This is a genomic window from Calothrix sp. UHCC 0171 (assembly GCF_034931845.1).
Classification (GTDB): Bacteria; Cyanobacteriota; Cyanobacteriia; order Cyanobacteriales; family Nostocaceae; genus Brunnivagina.
In genome coordinates this window covers 88095-112139 of record NZ_JAYGHN010000004.1, presented here as the reverse complement: position 1 = coordinate 112139, position 24045 = coordinate 88095, and the positions used below count along the sequence as shown (strand labels likewise).

Genomic DNA, 24045 nt, shown 5'->3' with positions numbered 1-24045 from the left:
TATAGTGAGGGCAATATGGACAAGAATACGATCCTGAGTCGATATGCAGCAGGAGAACGAGATTTTCGTGGAGTAATTCTGCATCAAGCCAATCTTCGAGACGTAAATCTGAGTGGCGCAAACCTGAGTGGTGCAGACCTGAGTGGTGCAGACCTTAATCGTGCAAATTTGATTGGATGTGACCTCAGTTGTGCCAACCTTACTGATGCAGACCTAAATGGTGCAAATCTTTCTGGTGCAAATTTAAGTGACACCAATTTGATTGGTGCAGATATGGTTCATGTTAATTTGGAAGCCAGCAATCTGAAGCGTGCTGACCTACGAAGTGCTAGTTTAGTTTTAGCAAATCTAGCTCGTGCCAATTTAAGTGAGTCCGAATTAAGCGGTACAAATTTCAGTGGAGCAAATCTATTTCATGCAGATTTTAGTGCGGCCAATCTGTATGAAGCAGAAATTACTGGTGCGGATTTAACGGGAGCTATTATCACTGAAGAAGAAATGAGTAGGGAAAAAACGTACACAGGTTCATCTCACAAGTGGGTTACTTGGGCTGGCGGTCGTTAGTACGAATAGTACGAATATTTCATTAGTTCATTAGTAAATGGTTAATTGGTAATAAGTTAAGTAGTTAATAGATATTAGAGAACCAAAAAGAATTAACTACCAACTACTAACTTTTAACCATTAACTATTAACTACCAAGCATCCCAAATTAACTAAAACGTGGTTTGTGGCGAATTAAATTCATGAATTCTTCGCGAGTACGCGCGTCGTCAGCAAATACACCTTGCATTGCACTGGTGACAGTCCAAGAACCAGGTTTCTGAACACCACGCATTACCATACACATATGGGTTGCTTCAATAACAACCGCAACTCCTTGCGGTTTGAGCAATCTTTGTAATGCGTCGGCTATTTGAAATGTCAACCTTTCTTGTACTTGTAAACGACGTGCGTACATTTCACAAATACGGGCAACTTTCGATAATCCAATGACTTTACCATTTGGAATATATGCGACATGAGCGCGACCAATTATTGGCAAAATATGGTGTTCACAAGAACTAAAAATATCAATGTCCCGAACTAAAACCATTTCATTTGCATCTTCGGTGAATACTGCTCCATTGAGCAATTCATCTAAAGATTCATGATATCCCTTGGTGAGAAATTGTAAAGCTTTCATCACCCTTTTTGGAGTATCTTTTAACCCTTCCCGGTCTGGGTCTTCTCCTAACCCAATTAGTAAAGTACGCACAGCCTGCATCATCTCCGCATCGGTTACTTTAGGCTTTGCTTGAGTAGCTAAAGATGATAAAACCTGTTCAGCAGATGTTAGTTCAGGACTAATCGATAAAGTCATATTTCCAATTCTGTGGATTGTTGACTGTTAGCTGTTAGTTGTCAACTGTCAATAGTTAATTGCTATTTTTCGATAGTTACTATAAGAAACAATCGGAATCTACCAGCAATTCACCAATAACTGAAATAAGGGCGGGTTCATTTTCAGATAATTTGTCGCGAACTGATTATCTTTAACGAATCTGCTCCTACATACATTAGCAACTTTCACTTAACATTTCTTAATTATACCAAACAATTATTAACCTGATAATGAATTTGATTTATGTCTATCTCCACGTGAGCAAGACAAGTTGATTTTATCTGGGTTTGACCACAAGTACGTCTCATTAGGTATTTAAACAGCAGCGCAGTGCATAAGTAGGAGAAAGGTCTCAGAGTCTGAAGGACTGCGAAAATGAGATGATTATAAGATTACTATAAGAAACATCATAAATGGTAATCATTATTGATTTTTATCAATCACCATGCCAATAGATAACAAAATTAAAGATAGCGTACTGTTCTTCATCTAGACAGAATCCTCTGGGAGTCAACTAAATGCCCATATCCGCATATTTGTCAAGAATGTTGATTCCATGGTATGAGATTAAAATTCTGCATTCTGGTAGGCACAGTCTTTCCCTAAATTTGATAGTTTGGAATTAAACAGGTAATTTAACCTGCTGTATTGAATTGGAAACAACTCTATGAACTATCAAAAGCTAGATGCAAGTTTGGCAATGGCACTTGACGAGGTAGAAAATTCAGACGAAGCAAGTTTGGTGGTATTTGTCCATACTAATCAACCATTAGATGCAAATGCATTCGCATTCCTCGATTCTTTGCATCTGAGTGGATTCAGAGAAGGAAAGGATATTTTTACTGCCACTCTTTCACCAAATGCAATTTCCGAATTATCTCAGCAGCCTTGGATAAAATATCTTAGACTTTCGCAAAAATTGCGCCTCATGAATCGATAGCTGGTTGAAATTTCATTTTTTGCATTTTGTCTTGCATTTCACTCGTTTTGTTTTTACACACCATTCATTAAAATTAAATTTTCAAGAGTAAGCTTGATTCATTCTAGCAGGTAAATATACGTAACTTAAGTAAGTAACTTTATATTTAGAGGCTTGTTTGCAAATTTGATTTTGTCTTATCGTCATGCCCGTATATTGCCATTAAGAATTTATTTTTCAATTTTCAAAGCTAGTTGTTTAAGAACAAAAATATTTTTAAGTATAAATACTTATCGTAAATGTATTAGAAAATGCAGCAGATTGATGTAAGCGTGATTATGTAGTTGTATTTATTACATTAAAAAAGCAAAAACTTAACGTAATCCAATCTTCGATCCCCCTTACCAGTGGCTACAGAGCATCCTAAACTGAAGGTGGAGTTGAACAGTTGAACGGCAGTCGGGAGAAATAAGAGTGAAAAACGTATTAGCAATTATTCTCGGCGGTGGTGCAGGAACCCGCCTCTACCCATTAACAAAATTACGTGCGAAACCAGCCGTACCAGTTGCAGGGAAATACCGCCTAATCGATATCCCTGTTAGTAACTGTATAAATTCGGAAATTTTTAAAATCTACGTCCTGACGCAATTCAACTCTGCTTCTTTAAACCGCCATATTGCCCGCACATATAGCTTTGCTGGCTTTAGTGAGGGATTTGTCGAAGTTTTAGCAGCGCAGCAAACCCCAGAAAATCCGAGTTGGTTCCAAGGAACGGCGGATGCGGTACGTAAGTACTTGTGGTTGTTGGAAGAGTGGAAAGTTGATGAGCTTGTGATCCTTTCGGGAGACCATTTGTATCGGATGGATTACCGCTTGTTTGTAGAACGTCACCGTCAAACTGGTGCAGATATTACCCTGTCGGTAATTCCGATGGACGAACGTCGTGCTTCGGATTTCGGTTTGATGAAGATTAATGACTCTGGTAGGGTAATTGATTTCAGCGAGAAACCGAAGGGTGATACATTAAAGCAAATGCAGGTTGATACAACTGTACTTGGTTTGACACCACAACAAGCCGAAATTCAGCCTTACATTGCTTCGATGGGGATTTACGTCTTTAAGAAAGAAGTTTTGATTAAATTGTTGAATGAGTCTTTAGAACGGACAGATTTTGGAAAAGAGATTATTCCAGATGCAGCTAAAGATTATAACGTTCAAGCCTACTTATTTGATGGTTACTGGGAAGACATTGGGACGATTGAAGCCTTTTATAATGCTAATTTGGCTTTAACACAACAACCACTGCCGCCATTTAGTTTTTACGACGAAGAAGCACCAATTTATACCCGTCCTCGCTACTTGCCTCCAAGCAAATTGCTCGATTGTCAGATTACCCAATCAATTATTGGCGAAGGCTGTATTCTCAAAAATTGCCGTATTGAACACTCGGTTTTAGGTGTGCGATCGCGTGTAGAATCGGGTTGTATTATCGAAGATTCAATGCTCATGGGTGCTGACTATTATCAAGCCTTTGCAGAACGCCAGTGTAATGTTGAGCATGGTGATGTTCCTGTTGGTATTGGAACAGATACAATTGTTCGTCGTGCAATTATTGATAAAAACGCTCGTATTGGTCACGATGTGAAAATTATCAATAAAGATAATGTGCAAGAAGCAAACCGCGAAAGTCAGGGTTTTTACATACGCAGTGGTATTGTAGTTATCTTGAAAAATGCCTTAATCCCCAATGGAATGATCATTTAGTTTTGAGTGTTGAGTCTTTTTGTGTGTCAAATGCTTAGTCACTAAGCAAAGACTAAAGGTTTACGTCATTGCGTAGCTTGCTTACCCCCAGGAATGCATATACCTCTTTGGGAAACCTAAGACTAGTATCCATGTCCAAAGGTCTGGCTTCGCCTACGCAAAGACCTCTTTTTCGCTACTTTCAAAATTCAGGGCGACAGTTGACTCTACTTAACACTCAGCACTTATTTTTGTTCGGGAATTTCCCTTTGTCATTGAGCAGGAACCACACTTCTTTTTATTCAAACTTTGTTAATTTAAAGATTGGAATCATATTTCCTGGGATTTTTTGCATAGCAACCAGGAGAATAAAGCTGTTGAACTGGAATTTAACCAGTAATAACTAGTAATTAGATTAACTGTATAAATCTCACAATACTTATTAGTAATATTTACAGGAGGCTGCTAGATGGCTGCAACTGATTTTAAAGACTATTATTCTGTCTTGGGAGTCAGCAAGACTGCTAGTCAAGATGAAATTAAACAAGCTTTTCGTAAACTAGCGCGTAAATATCACCCAGATGTAAACCCTAATAACAAACAAGCAGAGGCTAAATTTAAAGAAGTTAGCGAAGCCTACGAAGTTTTATCCGACTCCGACAAACGTAAAAAATATGACCAATTTGGTCAGTATTGGAAGCAAGCTGGAGAAGGCTTTCCCAATGGTGCTGGCGGCGTTGGCGTTGATGTGGGAGGTTTTGACTTCAGCCAATATGGTAGCTTCGATGATTTTATCAATGAATTATTAGGGCGTTTTGGCGGTGCTACTCCTGGCGGTGCGCGTGGTAATTCGCAAAGTTATTCTTATCGTACTTCCACTAGACCTGGTGGTTCGACTGGCTTTAACGATTATGGTTTTCAAACTCCGAGTGCAGGAAAGACTCAGGATAGTGAAGCGATAATTTCCTTGGCTTTTGCAGAGGCGTTTCACGGTGTCGAAAAACAACTAAGTTTGGGGAATGAAATTATTAAAGTTCGTATTCCTGCGGGTGCAAAAACTGGTAGTAAATTGCGGGTACGGGGAAAAGGTCCAGTTAACCCTTTTAATCAACAGCGTGGTGATTTATATCTGAAAGTCGAATTAAAACCCCATGTATTTTTTCAATTGGAAGGTGATAATTTAATTTGTGAAGTGCCAATTACCCCAGATGAAGCAGTATTAGGTACATCGGTGGATGTTCCTACACCTGAAAATACGACCGCTAAAGTTAATATTCCGCCGGGAATCCGTTCTGGACAAACATTACGACTACGGGGGAAAGGTTGGATATTAGGTGACAGTAGACGTGGGGATTTGATGGTGAAAATTGCGATCGCTACTCCCAAAGATGTCACCCCGCAAGAACAGGAATTATACGAAAAACTTCGTAGTATTCGTTCCTATAATCCCCGTAGTAATTTAAATAATGTGCGGTTGTAGAAAGTGTTTAATTAATTGGTATTGATTAGAGGTTATGTATAAAGTAAACCTTAAGACCAAAGAAACCCGGTTTATTGGATTTAAGTCTCAAGCATCATCTGAATTTTTGATGAGAAACCGGGTTTCTCCCTGAGCGACTATTCTTAATATTTACTTTATAAATAGTCTTTTACATATTGCGATCGCAATTAATCAGCTTGTCGCGTTCCAATTCATTTACAGAATACCAGATTTCTGGTACAATCTCCTCTGATAAAAATAACTAACGCGATCGCGATTCTCAATTCGTTGCTTAAGTCCGAGTGCGATCGCTAGTTTAATTGGAAGTCTCTTCATCTCTACCGGAAACAGCACCCAAAACTCGTAATGTTTCCAGCCCTGCCTCTGTTAAACCAAAAGTACCTTTAATATTCATTCCTTCGTAGGGTTTAGGAATTCTGATATTTTTTATACACTTAAATGTGCGAATATCCCATAATTTGATGCTTTCATCTTCGCCACAGCTAAATAAGACATCTAACTGGGGACTGTAACAAACTGACCAAATACGGTCTTGATGACCCGTTAATACTTGAATGCAGTTTCCTGTTTGAGTATCCCATAATTTAATGGTGCGGTCATCGCTGGCACTAGCAAGGATGGATGGGGTGTTGGAGGATGAAGGAATAAAAGTGAGGGCACGAATTTCTCCTTGATGTCCAGAAAAGTTTTGCAAGCATTTTTGGGTTTCCACTTCCCACAGTTTGATGTTGAAATCGTCGCTACTACTAGCAAGTAATTTACCAGAACTATTAAAAGTGATGGCTCGAATTCGATGGGTATGTCCTTTCAAGCTAGTTAAACAAATACCCTTGTGAATATCCCACAAATTGATGGCTTGATTTGTTCCAGCTGTGGCAATAATATTTGCTTGGGGATGGGATGCGATCGCCCACATCCATTCTGTTTCCAAATTACCTAAAATTTGCGATATGCCGGAGGCATTAAGCTCCGCTTGTCGCTCGGTGTTTATATCCCATAATCGAATCGTGTGGTCATCACTGGCACTAATTAATGTATGATTATCAGGGCAAAACAGAACAGACCATACCCAGTCTGTATGACCACCCAAAGTTTTCAAACAGGTGGCTGTATTGATATCCCAAACTTTAATAGTGCGATCGTGACTAGCACTTGCGAGTAATTTACCATCTGGACTAAAAGTAAGGTGACGAATTCTGCCTTTATGTCCCGATAATGTTTGACAACATTCTCCCGTTGCTGGATTCCACAACCTGATTTTACCATCATCGCTACCACTGGCTAGATAAATAAATGGTTCATCCAGTGGATTGTTCGGGTTAGGGACAGGACTAACTGCGACAGTCCAAATTCGATTGCTATAACCTTGCAAAGTTCTGATGGGTGTGCCTGTTTGAGTATCCCACAACCTCACTAATTGGTCATCACTACCCACTGCAATCATTTTTTGATCGGAACTATAAGCTAGAGAACGAATGCGATGATGGGGTTCGTGTAACGTCATCTGCGGTTCCCCATTTTCCAAATTCCAAAGTTGAATTTTATCGGTTCCGCAACTCATCACCGTTTCCCCATTTGGACTAAATTTTACAGCCCAAATAGCCCCAGTTGGTGCGGTTTTTATACTCCGCAAACATTTTCCTGTCTTCACATCCCAAGCGGTGATGCTTTGATTATCGCTACTTCCCACCAAGGTTTTACCATCTGGATTAAAAGCTAAAGTCCGCACCCGCGTAGAACTTTCATCAAATGTTTTCATACATTGATTTGTCCAAACATTCCATAATTTAACGGAATCAGCACCACCTGTGGCTAAAGTTTTACCATCATTACTAAACGCAAAAGACCAAACCTCTCGATCTGGTTCGTGGAAAGTGTAAACGCAAACCCCTAAATCCAGACTCCAAACTTTCGCAGTGCGATCGCTACTGGCACTAATCACCAATCGCTTACCTAAAACAAAATACACCGACCATACCCAATCAGTATGTCCACGCAATATTTTTAAACATTTTGTAGTTTGACTATCCCAAATTCTCACCGTATGGTCATTACCACAAGTAGCAATTAACTTACCATCGGCACTAAAAGCGACGCAGCGAATCCAATCATCATGAGCTTGCCATGCTAAGATTTGCGTACCGTCAGTTACATTCCAAAAACGAATTTGTCCATCCATTCCCCCTGTTGCGAGTAATTTTTGATCGGGACTAAATGTGACACTAAATATACTCCCTAAAGATTGAGAAAACACAGTTTTATCAAAACTGCAATCGCTAAAATTTACCTGTGATAATTCCACCCCCTGTAAATAAGCTTGGGAAATGGGAAGACAAGAAAAATCGTACCCAGTTAAATTTACTTGTAGTTGAATTAATAGATTGATTAAATTTCCCCCCGCATATCCCACGGGTACTTCTAATTCTGATTCTCTTAACTTCTCAACAATCAGACGGAATTTATGTTCTATAACTTTTTTAGTCTGATTTTTGCATAAATATTTTACTATTGGTTTTAATAGCATCTGGGTTTGATTTTCCCGGATAGAATCTGGTGCAGAAGCTTGAATAATTGCATGAGTTCTCAATAAATCTAATTCGCAACTTTCCAACTCATTAATTACTTTGTGAATCAAAACCTCACTCACATATTCCATCACCACATTTTGTAGCGTTACACCCTCATGGGTAGATTGAATTAAACAACGTCGTGATAGAGAATTCAAAGCTTCTCGAATATCTTTCGGTGATAAACCCAAAACATCCTCAATTAAATCACTTTCCAACACAGGTTGACGATGAATTGCTAACCAATACATCAAAGATTGTTCTGGTTTAGATAATCTTTGAAACTGTTGTGTCAATAAATCATCAATATCATCAAAAACCCTAGTTCCAGAATTAAGAAAAGTCCTAATATCCCCATTAAACAGCTTTTTAATCGTCGCTGGGACAATTTGTAAAGCCAAAGGATTCCCGTGATAATGCTTTACCAAATCTTTAATATCTTCCGCAGAACCACTGATACCCCTCGCAGTCAAAATCTCCGTTCCTGATTCCAAACCTGCCAACTCCCAAACCCGCACAGGTAAACTTTCTCCCGCTAATCGTCGCACTTCTGGAAACTGTTCACGACTAGTTAACACCAAGCAACTTTGATGTTGAGAATCTCCCACTCGTCGAAACAACTCACCATAACCTGCATATCCCTGAAGATAACAACCAGTGGAAGCACCACCTTGCAAAATTGACTCCCCATTATCGAGAATCAGCAAACAACGGGAGGTATTTAAATAGTGGATAAGTCGCGTGATTTTGTCCCCTAGACTTTCCGGTAAATCAACTTCTTGCTGCTGGGAAAGAAACTTAACTACATCTGTAATGATTTTTTCTACCGTTGGTGCTTCCCGCAGACTTCGCCAAATAATGTAGTCAAATTCCCCACTTACCTCCTCCGCTAATTTTTTCGCTAAAGCAGTTTTACCCACACCACCCATCGCCAAAATTGTCACCAAGCGACATTTATCTTTAATTAGCCATTGTTTTAATTGGTTTCTTTCTATACTTCTATCGTAGAAAATTGGTATATTCGGCGCACCATCCCAGTCATGATTTGCCGTTGATGATTTGTCTTCATCCTTCGCGCTTTCAACTTCATCTTCAGTTTCAACAACCTCCTCCCAGTCCAATTTAAGGACTTGGCAAAAAGCCTTGAAGTATATAGATTTAACGGCTTTCCCCTGCAAAAAACGCTTCCAAGTCCCAATCGACACAGTTGCAGGAACAACATTTTTACCATTTTTCACTGGCGGTATAAAATTACTTGCCTCTTCCAGCCACTCTTCTCGGTCAATGGCTAGTTCTCGTGACTCCCGCGCTTCTTTGATTTGCTTTAGCCCTGTTGGCGATGATTTTAAGCTCCGCATTATCACTAATTACTAGAGTTATTTCAAGTACATTCACGGAACACTACACAGTGGGGTGTAACTGATCCGGATTTGTGCTTGCTGCTTCTCAGTATCTTCATTGATGATGAAAGGGTGAAAGGATACAGGAGATTACTTGAAAGTTATGTTTTGAAGGTATAAATCACATTCACAAGTCTGACTTTCGAGTTCTCGATTGTATTTTAATGTTCATGACATAATTTCCATTTAAAGTTTGTACAGAGTTTATGAGGTTAAACTATGAATTTTCAATCTAACAAGCCTGTAGCCTTATTGATGCTTGGAGTATTATTTTCTGGTTTGCAGGTTATTATTTTTGCTACTCCTTCAAGAGCAAATCCTTATTTAGATGAAGTAAGAAAATTAGAACGTGAATATGACAATATTCAAAAAATAGGAGATTACCATAATCAAAGAATAGTTTCTAATCTTTCTTGTGGTGAGTTGAGGAATAGATGGCAATTAAATAGAAATAATTATTTGAGATGGATGAATACTGCTAACAATTCTCCAACTCAATTTAACAGAAGAGCTAGTTTAGCTTCTGCTCAAGGAAGTTTGAATGCTATGAATCGACACGCAAATGAATTTAGTAGAAGATGTAGATAGATTTAGAACGAGGTAATTGAGCAACTAGAGTGCGTTAAGTAGCCAGGTTTAATTAAAAGTAGGATGTGTTAGGTGTAGCCGTAACGTATCAAAGTCTTCTTCTGCATGGGTTACGCTGCGCTAACCAATCCTACAAAGGTTTTATATTTAATTGCGCCTTCCTACTTATGGCTTCGGTCTAACGCACTATGCAATCCACTAATCATGCAGTTGATACAAGCTTTATTTCAGCAGATATGGTAATTGTTTGTATTACTTTTTGCTTACCTCTCAATCAATAATTTGACAACCGCATTATGCCGATATTAAAAAGTTTGCACTAGATATAATTGGAATATTTACTAATATTAATAATCTGGATTTTGCAATGATAAATTCACAGAGGCAAGAGGCTTCAAGCTGGGTTAATGGATATACAGCAACAGCTATAGGAATTGTGTTTGCAGCAGCAGGAATTCCAGGAGCAGGTACAGTTGCTTGTATTGGGATAGAAACTACAATGTGTTTCCATATAGGAAATATATATGAATATGAAATGACTTGGGAAATTGCTCGCGATCATGCATTAAGAATAGGTTTAGCTACTGTTCTTGGAAAAATAACTGCATTAGAACTTGCCACTCTAACTGGACCATTTGCTTATGTAATAAAACCTGCAATTGCAGCACCTATAATTAAAGCCTTGGGTGAAGCTGTAATCGAATATTATGAAGAAAAATGTCAATAATATTAATCTTACCGTGAGATTAAATTATTCTTTATCACAAGGAACAAAGTGTTTGAACTTGATGGTATAAAAGTAGAATTTAAGATTTTAAAAGTAAGGTGGATCGAAAATATGTTTGGAAACAGCTATTACAGTTAAGTCTTCAAAAAAAATAGTTCATCCAAAATACGTAAACAATAAATAAGGAGACATACTAATGGCACTTATAGCTGCTGATAATATTAACACTGGTGATAAACATGCTTACAAGTTTCAATTCAGAGCAGGACTAACTTATCAAATATATGTTCAAAATGCTCTACCAGGAGTTGATTTAGATATTTATATTTTTGATACAAATGGTAATTTATTGGGTAAAGATAATTCCTATGCTAGTGATGCCGTAGTTTCCTTTACTCCAGCATGGACAGCAGAATTTCTCGTAGTAGTAATTTGTGCAAGTGGGGCTACAACTTATCATTTACATATTGATTGATGCTGTAAATATAAATTTTTATTTAAAATGTCCCTCAACAAACACAATAATACAGCCTTATGCATTGCTGCACTATCGGCAGTAGCTGCTGAAGTTTGGACAATTTTCAACAGCTACTCAACCAATTATCCCAAACCTACCCGACAACCACAACTAGCGAAAAAATGACGGTAGCAAGTGCAGCTATTCAACATATAGAAAATAATCACACCCTGCGTCAACGGGTACTCAGCGCCTTAAAAACTGGTGGTATTCCAGCATTAGGACAAATGCTCAATCACCCCGCAGCCACATTTGCGATCGCAGCTTTGGATGATTGGCAGAAAAGCCAAAATCAAGCAAGTTAAAGTCATAAATATCTATGATATTTGGGACTTGCGTGAAAATAAAGTACCAAAAGTAAATTGATAAGCGATCGCTTTGAACATCTAAAATCTCAAATGGAACTAGTACCGCAGACCATTCGCTATCATGATCATCAGCTTTTCTTGGCTTTATGGTTCGTGAGTAGCCATTTCGTGATAAGTTTCCGATTTTGACTTTTGCTTTTGAATCAATTGATATCCTCAGAGATTTAGGATTTTTTTACTTCTGTCAGCTTTTTCGCTGCATCTTTCAATGTTGATTTTATTTTTTGGCTTAACATTACTTAAGTTGAATGACCCTGATTGAATAGTTAATTCTATTTTGAATTGCTCGACATTAGACTATCTGGTATTTTATTTTTTTTGCAAGTCTCTAATTGAATACTATACTACTCTTCAAATACAGCACCACGTTGTTTTAAATCAAGTTTCATTTCTTCCGAAATACCCGTATTCCATCCCAACCAAGTATTATGCACATTCGCATGATTAAGTTTGACATTAGTTAAATTAAAGCCTCTCAAGTCGGCACCCTCAAGATTAGCATGTTCAAAATTTACCGATGTTAAATCTTTGCCTTCATACTTACCATTCAAAATTTGCCAAACCACCAGCCATTTGCGATCTAGTTTAGTTGCTTGATTAATTTTCACAAATTTTAATTTGGCTCTATCCAAATTTGCCCCCTCTAAATTTGCCCCTTCTAAATTTGCTCCTTCCAGGTTTGCACCTTCTAAATTTGCATTCATCAAGTTAGCTGCTTCCAATTGAGCATTACTGAGGTTAGCATTTTTTAAATTTGCATTTTTAAATTTTGCTTCGGTAAGTTTCGCACTCTGCAAAGTCGCTTCTTGGAGACTCGCCTGATTTAATTTCGTACTATTCATATAAGCATTACGAAAGTCAGAATGATCAAGCTGAGAATTATCTAGATTGGTATTCCATAAATAAGCACCTTTGAGGCTAGCATGATTCAGTTCTGCGCCAACTAAATTGGCATCAGTCAGGTTGGCATTATCCAAATTTACTTCCATTAAAATAGCATGAGCAAGATTTGCTTTGCTTAAATTTACTGAAGTTAAATTTGCTTTGCTTAAATTCGCTTCCTTTAAATTAACGCTACTAACATTCGCTTTACTAAGATTTGCAAAACTTAAGTTAATCTTCTGCAAATTAGCACCACTCAGGTTTGCATTTTCGAGTTGAGCAAAACTAAGATTAGCGCCGTTCAACTTTGAACCGCTAAGATAAATGTTGTTTAAGTTTGCTCCTGCCAACTGTGCATTCTCTAAATCCGCAAGAATCAAGCTGATACCGTTTTTCTCTGGATATGAATCTGCTAGAGAGCTTAGACTCAGAATTTGATTTAATAAATTACTATCCAAACCACTTTCGTTATTTTTGTGATTATTGGCGTTACTTGTAAGATGAGATAGTGCTAAATTTTCAATATTTGACTGAGTGGGATGGGAATACTTTAGGTTATTCTCACCAATATCTTCACCTTGAATAACACATAATTGTCTTGAAGATTCTTGAGAATACTGAGATTTTAAGAGAAAAATTATCAAAACTAGACTCAAAAATAAACAAATCCCCATCAGCAACACCGATGTATCATCCTTCATTAACCACAATAACAGTGACAAAGATACAGCAATCACAGCCATAAACTTCACTAAAAAAAATAATCTCCCCTGAGCTTGATTCTCAAAAACACCTTGATCGCGATCGGCTATAGTCATACCTACTTTCTCCCTAGCCCAAAATTAATCAATTAATTTTTACTTATTCAACAATTACTCACGCCACTTATTTAGTGATTAAATATACGTAGTACAAGCAGTGGCTATTTAACTTGTGATGTGGAGCCGCACAATCCTAAGTGGGCAAGCTCCTGGTAGTTTATTTCCCTGTATCGGATATGCAAGGGCTTTGATAATTTCATCTTGATTAAATTCGCAGCTACTGTCACGATATCTTGTTCTTAAAAAATGATACAACAGTGAAGACAGATTTGACAGCACATAAAGTATTAAATACGACCAGGCAATATAAATTTTCCCAATAAATAATTTAATGTATCCTTGAAAAAATAATCTTTTTAAAGATTCTTTGAAGTTCCGCTTCAGTATTCAGTATGTATTATAACAGCAGTAACAAATATTAATTCTTCTATTGAATATTCTACGTAAGAAAACAGGACTTACGCACGTGAAGCCAGAAACCCAGTATCTTCGTCGATATCTGGTCGTCAAAACAACGATTTTGCATAGAAACCGGGTTTATTTGCGTAAGTCCTAGAAAAATCACATTGAGTCAACCACTTCAAAATAATTTGAAATACTTATTTAAGTATCTCACCCAGTTTTGTGTTGCATTCTTGATATCTTTGTCCCTTTACCTCTAGTTTTTCTCCTCCAAGCTGTTACAGTCATCAAGAAAACTACTAAGCTGGTTAATAGCGCAAAACTCTGTCGCAGTTAAGATTAGAAAAAATAGCGGTACTCTTAAAAAACGCTAAATCTTTCTCAAAACTGCCATTCCTACCTGTAACCAAATCATGTTTGACGCACTATCAGACCGTTTAGAATCCGCCTGGAAAAAGCTCCGGGGGCAAGATAAAATCTCCCAATCGAATATTCAAGATGCTTTGCGGGAAGTGCGCCGCGCCCTTTTGGAAGCTGATGTCAACCTTCAGGTTGTCAAAGATTTTATTACCGAAGTTGAAACAAAAGCACAAGGTGCCGAAGTTATTTCCGGCGTGCGACCTGACCAGCAATTTATTAAAATTGTTTACGACGAGTTGTTAGAAGTGATGGGGGAAGAAAATGTCCCTCTCGCACAGGCTAGCACAGCCCCGACTATTGTGTTGATGGCTGGGTTGCAAGGTACTGGTAAAACTACAGCTACAGCTAAATTAGCCTTACATCTGCGGAAAATCAACCGCTCTTGTATGATGGTTGCAACGGATGTTTACCGTCCAGCTGCGATCGATCAATTGAAAACCCTGGGTAAACAAATCGAAGTACCAGTATTTGACTTGGGAAGTGATGCTAATCCTGTAGAAATTGCCAGACAAGGAATTGAACGAGCGAAAGCAGAAGGTGTTGACACTGTAATTATTGATACTGCGGGTCGTTTGCAAATCGACCAAGAAATGATGGCAGAACTTGCCAGCATCAAAGAGACTGTCCAACCCCACGAAGTTCTGCTCGTAGTGGATGCAATGACGGGTCAAGAAGCAGCGAATTTGACCCGTACTTTCCACGAGCAAATTGGTATTACCGGGGCAATTCTCACCAAAATGGATGGTGATAGTCGTGGTGGCGCAGCCCTTTCGGTACGGAGAATTTCCGGTCAGCCAATTAAATTTGTGGGTGTGGGTGAAAAAGTCGAGGCATTACAGCCATTTTACCCCGATCGCATGGCATCGCGAATTTTGGGTATGGGTGATGTCCTGACACTGGTAGAGAAAGCCCAGGAAGAAATCGATCTTGCTGATGCTGAGAAAATGCAGGAGAAAATCCTCTCAGCCAAGTTTGATTTTACCGACTTCCTCAAACAGTTGCGATTGTTGAAAAATATGGGTTCCCTGGGGGGGATTATGAAGCTCATCCCAGGTATGAATAAGCTTACCGATGACCAACTCAAACAGGGGGAAACCCAGCTTAAACGCTGCGAGGCAATGATTAATTCGATGACTAAGCAGGAACGTCACGATCCGGATTTACTTGCGAGTTCCCCTAGTCGCAGGAAGCGTGTTGCCGCAGGTTCAGGATACCGGGAGCCTGATGTCAGTAAATTAGTTAGCGACTTCCAACGGATGCGTACTATGATGCAGCAAATGGGTCAGGGAAGCTTTCCAGGAATGCCAGGAGGCGGCGGAATGTTTGGTGGAGGTGGTGGAGCCAACCCATTTGGAGGTGGCAAGCGTCCAGCGCCCGGATGGCGGGGTTATAATGATGCCGCCAGTGCTGGCAAGAAAAAGCCCAAAAAGGATAAAAAGAAAAAAGGTTTTGGGAGTTTGTAGTTCAGTCGCGATCGGTGCGAGCCTGCATTTTATCCAGGGGAAATGGCTCGCCTGTGCAGAGTCTGCCCAGTTAAATATTCTTGCCTTTTGCCTTTCGGCTTTCCCCCTTTCCCCATTAACCAATTAAAGTGCTAAAATTAGCATTTCAGTATTAAACTGTGAAATCTGGAATCAATTAGGAGAATTATCTCTCAGTCATGATTAAATTGCGCTTGAAGCGATTCGGTAAGAAGCGGGAAGCTAGTTTCCGTATTGTCGCGATGAACAGTCTTTCTCGTCGTGATGGTCTTCCCCTTGAAGAATTAGGGTTTTATAACCCCAGAACTAAGGAAGTAAAATTGGATGAAGCCGGCATTGCTAAACGATTGCAGCAAGGCGCTCAACCCACGGACACAGTGCGCCGCATCCTCGAGAATGCCAATATTCTAGAAAAAAAAGTAAGTGCAAAACCCGCATCATAAGGTGGCGATTAAATCTTCTACATCAGTTCCTGACTACATTGGTTTAGTCAGGTTTCTCATCCAACCGTTTTTAGAGTCTCCGGAATCTTTGAGTATCGATTGCGAAACTTCTCCAACTCGAAATCGGGTTTGGATTCGTATTGCTTTTGATAGTGCAGACAAGGGCAAGGTTTTTGGTCGAGGCGGACGTAATATCCAGGCAATTCGTACTTGTGTATCGGCGGCGGCTCAATTAGTTGGGCAGTCTGTGTATTTGGATATTTATGGCAGTAATAGCGATCGCGATGGTCTATCCTTTGATGAAGATACTGCGGAGCGATTACCACCGCCAAGGGCTAGAGATAGACAAATTAACGTTAACAATAGCAGCAGCAATAGCGGCGCTAATCGTCCTAATTTCATCAAACCCCGTACCCGCCAAGCTTAAGCTCAAATTCTAATACCAGAATGTAGTAGATAGCTTGAGAGCAGCATTTATCTGAAGGGTTTTAGGCATGTATTGCACCTTGCAGATAAATGAGGTATGGAGAACAAGTAAAATTGCAGATGTAAACGCTTGCCCCTCTGGGAAAGCAAGCCAGACGAAGCGTGATTGTGGAGTAGGCGAATCCCAAAAACTACTCCATGTCTACCCGCAGATAAAGACGTTGTCCATGAACCGCGTCTACTTGGAAAACTATAGTTTTTGGTGAGATTTTGAGATTGCTCGCTGGCGCTGCAATGACTTAATTGAATAACTAAAAACTCCAGATACCAAAGTTTTTGCAGTGGGGAAAAATTTATCTTTTTTCTAATGGTATTAACCTTTGCCATAATATTTACTGTTGGTTATGGTCATGTAAGTAGGTCGGTGTTAAAAATTGTCGTTATGACAAGGCAGGAGGCAGTCCTAATGAAAAAATTTCATCGCCAAGCATGAAAGGGGGACGAGGGGACGCGGGGAATAATAGGGGACGCGGGGACGCGGGGAATAATAAATGACTAATAACTAATGACTCTTTCAAGTCAGAGGGCAGAGAGCAGCGTTGCGCGGGTACTCTTCGAGAAGCCTCGCTCCGCTCGTCTACCCCGCGTTGTAGCAACTGCGGAGAGGCAGAAGGGAAGAGGGTTTTAGGTAACTTTACTTTTCGTTATATACTACTCTGCGAGAAGCCGCTCCGCGTCTACGGTTTATTTGCACCGTTCTACTTAAATAAATTAAGTGAATTTTTTCAGGAGGTGAAATTAAAGGGTGGCTGAAGTCCGTTTGGGTGAAAATGAGTCAATTGATTCGGCAATCAGACGTTTTAAGAAAAAAATTCAGAAAGCCGGAATATTATCGGAAGTCAAACGCCGAGAACGATACGAGAAACCCAGCCTACGCCGCAAACATAAAGCGGAAGCCGCACGTAAAGGTGGACGGTATTAAGAGGAAGAGGGAGAGAGGTGGCAGGTAAAAGGAATAATGATTTTATTTCTGTTTTATTTCTGAAACCTTCTACTTGATTGCAAATTCTCCCTTTTAACTTCTGGATGATAATTCACCTTGGTGATTGATTTTTATTTAAGTGAAGGTTTGAATCATTGATTTGTTCAAACCAGTACGCATAAGGTAGAGATGCAATTGTTCGCGTCTCTACTTTAATTATTTAAATATTGCGTATTTTTGCTCACTCAGTCAGGCTCAGTTAAGTTTAGTTTTTTGATTATTAATTTTTTTGATTCCGAAAATTATGGCAGGTGCTTCAACCATTCAACTGCCCAATATCGAAAGTGCGATCGCACTTGCTGGTAAGCTGGAAGAAAATCTCAAACTTTTATCCCGTCAGACTGGTGCTAACCTGGTTTTACGCGGACAAGAATTGGTAATTGCTGGGACGGAAAAACAAGTCGCACGAGCCGCAAATCTCGTCAAATCGCTGGAATATTTGTGGAGTCAAGGCAAAGCTGTTTCTAATACCGATATTTTAACGGCACTTCAAGCCCTGGATACCCAGAGGGAGGGTGATTTACACGAATTACAGCGCGATGTGGTTGCCCGAACTCGTCGTGGGGAGGAAGTTCGTGCGAAAACTTTTCGCCAACGTCAGTATATTCAATCACTTCGCCACCAAGACTTAATTTTTTGTACTGGTCCTGCTGGTACAGGTAAAACTTTTCTAGCTGTGGTTGTGGCAGTGCAAGCATTGTTAAATAACGAGTATGAAAGAATTATTTTGACTCGTCCCGCAGTAGAAGCAGGGGAAAAACTTGGTTTCTTACCTGGGGATTTGCAGCAAAAAGTCAATCCCTATTTACGCCCCCTTTACGATGCAATTAATGAGTTTATTGATTCCGAAAAAGTACCTGGATTAATTGAAAGAGGTGTGATTGAAGTTGCACCCCTTGCTTACATGCGTGGACGCACATTGAATAATGCCTTTGTGATTGTTGATGAAGCTCAAAATACCACACCCGCGCAAATGAAGATGGTTTTAACCAGGTTGGGAATGCGATCGCGGATGGTCATTACTGGTGACATGACACAGACAGATTTGTTACCCAATCAAGAATCGGGATTAATAGTGGCATTACGTATTTTGAAGGGTGTTGAGGGAATCGCCTTCAGTGAATTTACGCAAAAAGATGTGGTACGGCATCCATTGGTACAACGAATTGTGGCTGCATATGAGAAATATGAGCGATAGGTTATTGGTTATATGGTTAAGGAAAGTGAGGTGTTAATAAGTATCTACTAGATGCTGAAAACCAAAAAAAACCGGCTTTTTTGGTTTTAGGTTTAGTTGATAAATAGCATTTAAGAGAATAATTTGAGAATTTGCATAAGCTACTTACGTGGAGAAATAGGAGTATGTGAAGAGTTAAACAGAGAAAAACCACATGAATGCGAACAAAACAGCTTCTATTGCTATTTTATTAGTTGGAATGGGCTTATTTCATGCAAAATCAGCAGATGCAAAACTTGCTGAAGATGTCAAAATTCAATTGAATGCACCTGCAAATCAAGTTAATATTTCTCAATCTTCACCATATACTCTTGCTCAAGTTTCGAGAGCAAATTCTCCCCTTTATGGAAGCTGGAAGTTAAGCTACAGTATTGATGGGATTGTGTATGAAAGCTTTTTAATTATGAATGGATATACAGGAGGAATGGGAACCACATATTTTGACCCTCGTACCAGAAGAACTAGAGTTATTTCTCAATATATGCGACTTGGCTCCTCTTCACAAGGACTAATTTTAGTCGGTTCCAATCCAACTGATTATTACACCAAAAGACCGGTCAACTATAGTCCAGACAACTTTTTAATGTCGATTCGACCTAACGGTTCATTAATAGTTGTAACATGCGATCGCGCTAGTAGATGTTCCGATGTGGATATCCAAGCAGTTAAGTAATGTATAATTTTCCCGGCAATACATAACTTTCCCTAACTAGGAAGGTTATGTATACAATCTTAATAATTTCCAAATTTCCGTAGCAGTAATTGTTTACTCTTGAGAGACTGCTCTACAAATAAACCTTTCGACACTTTTCCCTTGATTTATTTCATTCTTGCGGATTTACGGATATAGCTTATCCCCACTCGCCGCATCAAACACAAACAAATAATCTAAATCCAATTTTAAATTTAACCTTTCACCGGGATGCACATTGATATTTCCACCCGCTTGAATATTGATCATTTCCGTCGAGCCTGCTAAAGCTGTGCGAATGAGAGTTTCCCTTCCCAAAGGTTCCACCACCTTCACCTCAACAGAAATTAGAGAAGGACTAGGAGAAATGGTAATATGTTCAGGACGAATACCCAAATCAATCTGCTGTCCAGTAGCTAGCTTCAATTGATCTTTCACGACTGAAGAAATTGGTAAAATCTGACCAAAAACATCAAAGCCATCACCCGTAAACTTAGCTGGTAAAATATTCATCGGTGGATTGCCAATAAAAGTAGCCACCATTCGATTTGCAGGCTGATTATAAATTGTTTGCGGTGCGCCAATTTGTTGAATTCTTCCCCGATTCAGCACCACAATTTTATCTGCTAAAGTCATTGCCTCTACTTGATCGTGCGTCACATATACCGTAGTATTACGCAGGGATTGGTGCAACTGTTTTAACTCAGCCCTTGTATCATCCCGCAATTGAGCATCAAGATTTGAGAGAGGTTCATCCAGTAAAAACACCTGGGCTTGTCGAGCGATCGCTCTACCTAATGCTACACGTTGTTGCTGTCCTCCCGAAAGTTGTTTGGGCTTGCGGTCTAATAAATGTTCTAATGAAAGCGATCGGGCAACTTCTCCTACCCGTTGTTGAATTAGCTTGGCATCCATTTTTCGCATCTTCATCCCAAATGCGATATTTTCGGCAACCGACATATGGGGGTACAGGGCGTAATTTTGAAACACCATCGCCACATCGCGCTGACGTGCAGGAATATTATTGACTAATTGTTCTCCGATATAGAGGTTTCCTGATGTTGCATTTTCCAAACCCGCAATAGTCCGGAGAATTGTCGATTTTCCGCAACCGGATGGTCCTACCAAAACCCAAAATTCACCATCGGGAATTTCAAAAGTGATATCTTCTATTGCCGTAACATTGTTAAAGCGACGTTTGATACTTTCAAGACGAACATTTGCCATTTTCCAATTGGGAGGAGGTAACGGAAATTACTGTATAGGAAAAGGGAAAGAGTCCCTGCACCTTGACCTTACAATTGTACCGAAGATGGTTTAATTATTTGGCGTTGTCTTAAAACAGCTTAGTAATTCAATACTCAGTCTATCAGAGGCGATCGCATTCTCACACAACAAGTATTCGACTGTAAAGCCAGTTAGTTCCTAGGCAATCTTTTACTTTAAATGACCAATTTCTTTATACATTCATGTCTATGTACTTCAATTTTTGCATCAAATCACCAAAATTTTCAGAGAACTCAAAAATCTACTCATCGTCTACATCTGCGAATATAGATTCTAAATCCCGATAACCACTAAAGCCCAGCAGCTAGTTTTTTCTGAGTTTCTTCTTCCCATTCTTGATAACCTTTCTCCCATTCCTTCAGCAGTTTCAATGCTTTTACAATTACATCTTCAGCATTTTCATATCTACCTGTAGCAATCCGAGTTTGTATAAATTGCTCATATTCCGCTTTCAGTTGGATGTTCATAGTTTTTATGTCATAGTTGGTTAAAATTTCTGAATTTCGTGCAAACTGCATTCAACAATTAGACTGCTGGGATTAATCATGAGAGTTATAGTCCAGCAATTAGGAGTTTTTAGATTCCCAAGCAGGGTGAGTAAACAACGCCGCAATCACTCGCACACCTCGTAACTGATTCGATAGTGGTAAATGTCCTCTAGGTGCGCTCAAATCCCAAGTAAAACCATTTGGGTAACGTGTCCAATTGTTACCATCCTTCCAGCCAATTTTTGTCCAGAGATTATCCCAGTTTTTTCCCTGTGCGAGCCAAATTTCCCGTTGGACTGTAAAGCCAAATTTCCCTTCGGAATGAACTGCCCATAATTTATTGATGGTTTGTAAGTCTGTCACGGGGAAACTATTTATTTCGGTAAAATACAGCCATTTGCGCTGAGATGCGCTTTCACCCGCCACCTCACACATTTTTTGAATTGTCATTTGATCTGCGACTTCAAAATCCTGCTTTGCTAGCAATTGCTGTAGAGGCTGATAATCGATACCACAATCCGATTTGAGTGGGACTACACCTTCAGGAAAATGGGTTTGTAAAAAATCTCTGGTTTTATCGGAGTTGGCGTTTAACAAAAGTTGATAAATCTTACCATCAAGCCATGTTGCGGGGGTTTCACGGCGAGTGTATAAAAATTCCATGAGGATATCGAATCCACCGTCACCCAAACCAGCCAACTGGGGGATCAGTTGTTGTTGGACTTTTTCAGACCCATCGACTAACTGAGCGCGGAGAGCATCGATATCGCTTGTATTGCCTGATAAAGTCATAGAGTCCGTCTGCCTGATAAGTTTTAGATTCTGGATTAAGGATTTTTGAGTTTCACATTTTAGATTAACGCATAGAAGTGGCTGATATCAAAGCTTAAAGTCGAAAATTTCGTGAGTTGAGGGCAAAATAAGATTGGGAGCCTAACCGAATTATACCGTGGCTACTACTGCACTTGGGTGTAACTCTTAGCCCAGGAGAGGAACCAGAACTTAAAACTCCCCAATTCATCAGCAAATAAGCAATTAATCAAAAACTAGCATCCTGTTATATAATCTCTTCAGGCTTAATTAATATTTAATTTGAGCCGAATTTTCATGTTTGAGATGTACTTGCTGAATAATAGTATCTCTGCGCTTCATGACTATGTAAGAATAAGTTTGGCAAATTTTAGATTTAGAAAATCTGCGTTTACCCAAAATTAAAGATTTTATCCTCCCAGCCTTAGTAAACCTGGGAAATATTGTGTTGCGGCAAAGATATCAGGAGAATATTGTAGATGTACGAAAAAATTACCCCCCCAACGACGGGAGAAAAAATTACTTTCAAAAACGGTGAACCAATTGTTCCCGATAACCCAATTATTCCCTTTATTAGAGGAGACGGTACGGGAATTGATATCTGGCCCGCTACACAGAAAGTATTAGATGCAGCAGTCGAATCTGCGTACAAAGGTAAACGCAAGATTAGCTGGTTCAAAGTTTACGCGGGCGATGAAGCTTGCGATTTATACGGAACATATCAGTATTTACCTCAAGACACACTGACCGCGATCGCAGAATATGGTATCGCCATCAAAGGACCACTGACTACACCCGTGGGCGGTGGGATTCGCTCTTTAAATGTGGCATTACGTCAAATATTTGACCTTTATACTTGCGTACGTCCCTGCCGTTACTATGCCGGAACCCCTTCCCCCCACAAGTCCCCAGAAAAACTTGATGTAATTGTTTATCGCGAAAATACTGAAGATATATATTTGGGGATTGAATGGAAGCAAGGTAGCGAAATCGGTACTAAATTAATTAAACTCCTGAACGAAGAACTGATTCCCGCAACTCCTGAACATGGCAAAAAACAAATTCCCCTTGATGCGGGTATTGGGATCAAACCCATTAGTAAAACAGGTTCGCAACGTCTAGTACGTCGAGCCATGAAACATGCTTTGACACTACCAAAAGCCAAGCAAATGGTGACTTTGGTACACAAAGGCAACATCATGAAATATACCGAAGGTGCATTTCGCGATTGGGGTTACGAACTCGCAACCAGTGAGTTTCGCAACGAATGTGTCACGGAAAGGGAATCTTGGATTTTAGAAAATAAAGAAAAAAATCCCAATATTTCTTCAGAAGATAATGCCCGAAAAATTGACCCTGGTTTTGATAACTTAACTCAAGAAAAGAAAACACAAATTGTCAAGGAAGTTGAAACAGTTCTTAATACAATTTGGTCAACCCACGGTGAGGGCAAATGGAAAGATAAAATCATGGTAAACGATCGCATTGCCGATAGTATCTTCCAACAAATCCAAACCCGTCCCGATGAATATTCCATCTTGGCAACTATGAACCTGAATGGAGATTATTTATCGGATGCGGCAGCAGCCATCGTTGGTGGTTTGGGAATGGGACCAGGGGCAAATATTGGTGATGCCTGTGCAATATTTGAAGCCACCCACGGAACCGCACCTAAACATGCAGGTTTAGATAAAATCAATCCTGGCTCAGTCATATTATCTGGCGTAATGATGCTGGAATATATGGGTTGGCAAGAGGCAGCCGACTTAATTAAAAAAGGCTTAGGTTCTGCGATCGCCCAAGGCAAAGTCACTTACGATTTAGCTAGATTAATGGAACCACCGGTAAAAGAGTTAAAATGTTCGGAGTTTGCCGAGGCAATAATTAAGTCTTTTACATAA

21 protein-coding genes and 1 pseudogene are annotated in these 24045 nt (G+C 39.5%); 15 read left to right on the top strand and 7 right to left on the bottom strand.

What is annotated here, in order from left to right; translation table 11 throughout:
- The first annotated feature begins 15 nt into the window (after positions 1-15).
- Positions 16-564, top strand: coding sequence for a pentapeptide repeat-containing protein (locus tag VB733_RS05020; RefSeq protein ID WP_323339003.1), 549 nt, complete (start codon positions 16-18; stop codon positions 562-564).
- A 148-nt stretch (positions 565-712) separates the two neighbouring features.
- On the opposite strand, the gene folE is transcribed toward VB733_RS05020, so the two are convergent.
- Positions 713-1363: a GTP cyclohydrolase I FolE gene (gene folE, locus VB733_RS05015; protein WP_323339002.1), complete on the bottom strand. Its 651-nt coding sequence runs from the start codon at positions 1361-1363 to the stop codon at positions 713-715.
- Between the two features lie 688 nt (positions 1364-2051).
- Here folE and VB733_RS05010 point away from each other — a divergent pair.
- The 3 genes from VB733_RS05010 (at position 2052) to VB733_RS05000 (ending at position 5526) form a co-directional block, all read left to right on the top strand.
- A complete protein-coding gene (locus VB733_RS05010) occupies positions 2052-2324 on the top strand; it encodes a hypothetical protein (RefSeq protein WP_323339001.1) in 273 nt (90 codons plus the stop codon).
- Between the two features lie 453 nt (positions 2325-2777).
- On the top strand, positions 2778-4067 hold the full coding sequence (locus VB733_RS05005; protein ID WP_323339000.1) for a glucose-1-phosphate adenylyltransferase: 1290 nt from the start codon (positions 2778-2780) through the stop codon (positions 4065-4067).
- 448 nt (positions 4068-4515) lie between these two features.
- Positions 4516-5526 (top strand): DnaJ C-terminal domain-containing protein, encoded by a 1011-nt coding sequence (locus VB733_RS05000; protein ID WP_323338999.1) that lies wholly within the window; start codon positions 4516-4518, stop codon positions 5524-5526.
- Between the two features lie 316 nt (positions 5527-5842).
- Here the strand turns inward: VB733_RS05000 and VB733_RS04995 are convergent, their stop codons facing one another.
- Complete coding sequence (locus tag VB733_RS04995; protein ID WP_323338998.1) at positions 5843-9472, bottom strand: NB-ARC domain-containing protein; 3630 nt, start codon at positions 9470-9472, stop codon at positions 5843-5845.
- Between the two features lie 261 nt (positions 9473-9733).
- On the opposite strand from VB733_RS04995, the gene VB733_RS04990 reads away from it, so the two are divergent.
- The 4 genes from VB733_RS04990 (at position 9734) to VB733_RS04975 (ending at position 11651) form a co-directional block, all read left to right on the top strand.
- Positions 9734-10102 (top strand): hypothetical protein, encoded by a 369-nt coding sequence (locus tag VB733_RS04990; RefSeq protein WP_193916078.1) that lies wholly within the window; start codon positions 9734-9736, stop codon positions 10100-10102.
- A gap of 367 nt (positions 10103-10469) precedes the next feature.
- On the top strand, positions 10470-10829 hold the full coding sequence (locus VB733_RS04985; protein ID WP_193916075.1) for a hypothetical protein: 360 nt from the start codon (positions 10470-10472) through the stop codon (positions 10827-10829).
- A gap of 196 nt (positions 10830-11025) precedes the next feature.
- Positions 11026-11304 (top strand): hypothetical protein, encoded by a 279-nt coding sequence (locus VB733_RS04980; protein ID WP_323338997.1) that lies wholly within the window; start codon positions 11026-11028, stop codon positions 11302-11304.
- A gap of 95 nt (positions 11305-11399) precedes the next feature.
- On the top strand, positions 11400-11651 hold the full coding sequence (locus tag VB733_RS04975) for a hypothetical protein (protein WP_323338996.1): 252 nt from the start codon (positions 11400-11402) through the stop codon (positions 11649-11651).
- On the opposite strand, the gene VB733_RS27490 is transcribed toward VB733_RS04975, so the two are convergent.
- Positions 11578-11868, bottom strand: coding sequence for a hypothetical protein (locus VB733_RS27490; protein ID WP_416336292.1), 291 nt, complete (start codon positions 11866-11868; stop codon positions 11578-11580). The two genes, VB733_RS04975 and VB733_RS27490, sit on opposite strands and share 74 nt — an antisense overlap.
- A gap of 190 nt (positions 11869-12058) precedes the next feature.
- The gene (locus VB733_RS04970; RefSeq protein WP_323338995.1) at positions 12059-13414 is read right to left on the bottom strand and encodes a pentapeptide repeat-containing protein; all 1356 of its coding nucleotides are present in this window, start codon (positions 13412-13414) and stop codon (positions 12059-12061) included.
- An 818-nt stretch (positions 13415-14232) separates the two neighbouring features.
- On the opposite strand from VB733_RS04970, the gene ffh reads away from it, so the two are divergent.
- From ffh to VB733_RS04940, 6 genes are all read left to right on the top strand, one after another.
- Positions 14233-15702: a signal recognition particle protein gene (ffh, locus tag VB733_RS04965; RefSeq protein WP_323338994.1), complete on the top strand. Its 1470-nt coding sequence runs from the start codon at positions 14233-14235 to the stop codon at positions 15700-15702.
- 197 nt (positions 15703-15899) lie between these two features.
- On the top strand, positions 15900-16163 hold the full coding sequence (gene rpsP, locus VB733_RS04960) for a 30S ribosomal protein S16 (protein WP_096617418.1): 264 nt from the start codon (positions 15900-15902) through the stop codon (positions 16161-16163).
- The gene (locus VB733_RS04955) at positions 16144-16590 is read left to right on the top strand and encodes a KH domain-containing protein (protein WP_323338993.1); all 447 of its coding nucleotides are present in this window, start codon (positions 16144-16146) and stop codon (positions 16588-16590) included. The genes rpsP and VB733_RS04955 overlap by 20 nt, the downstream gene beginning before the upstream one ends.
- An 804-nt stretch (positions 16591-17394) precedes the next feature.
- Positions 17395-17571 (top strand): 30S ribosomal protein S21, encoded by a 177-nt coding sequence (gene rpsU, locus VB733_RS04950; RefSeq protein ID WP_096617420.1) that lies wholly within the window; start codon positions 17395-17397, stop codon positions 17569-17571.
- A gap of 304 nt (positions 17572-17875) precedes the next feature.
- On the top strand, positions 17876-18829 hold the full coding sequence (locus tag VB733_RS04945) for a PhoH family protein (protein ID WP_323338992.1): 954 nt from the start codon (positions 17876-17878) through the stop codon (positions 18827-18829).
- A 193-nt stretch (positions 18830-19022) separates the two neighbouring features.
- Entirely contained in the window at positions 19023-19541 is a 519-nt protein-coding gene (locus VB733_RS04940) for a hypothetical protein (RefSeq protein WP_323338991.1), read from the top strand.
- Between the two features lie 165 nt (positions 19542-19706).
- Here the strand turns inward: VB733_RS04940 and VB733_RS04935 are convergent, their stop codons facing one another.
- The 3 genes and pseudogenes from VB733_RS04935 to VB733_RS04925 form a co-directional block, all read right to left on the bottom strand.
- Positions 19707-20786, bottom strand: a complete 1080-nt coding sequence (locus tag VB733_RS04935; protein ID WP_323338990.1) for an ABC transporter ATP-binding protein — start codon at positions 20784-20786, stop codon at positions 19707-19709.
- A 353-nt stretch (positions 20787-21139) separates the two neighbouring features.
- Positions 21140-21313 (bottom strand): annotated as a pseudogene (locus tag VB733_RS04930) (ribbon-helix-helix domain-containing protein); the annotation flags it as partial.
- A 99-nt stretch (positions 21314-21412) separates the two neighbouring features.
- Positions 21413-22126, bottom strand: coding sequence for a GUN4 domain-containing protein (locus VB733_RS04925; protein WP_323338989.1), 714 nt, complete (start codon positions 22124-22126; stop codon positions 21413-21415).
- Between the two features lie 497 nt (positions 22127-22623).
- Between VB733_RS04925 and VB733_RS04920 the strand changes: the two genes are divergently transcribed.
- On the top strand, positions 22624-24045 hold the full coding sequence (locus VB733_RS04920; RefSeq protein WP_323338988.1) for an NADP-dependent isocitrate dehydrogenase: 1422 nt from the start codon (positions 22624-22626) through the stop codon (positions 24043-24045).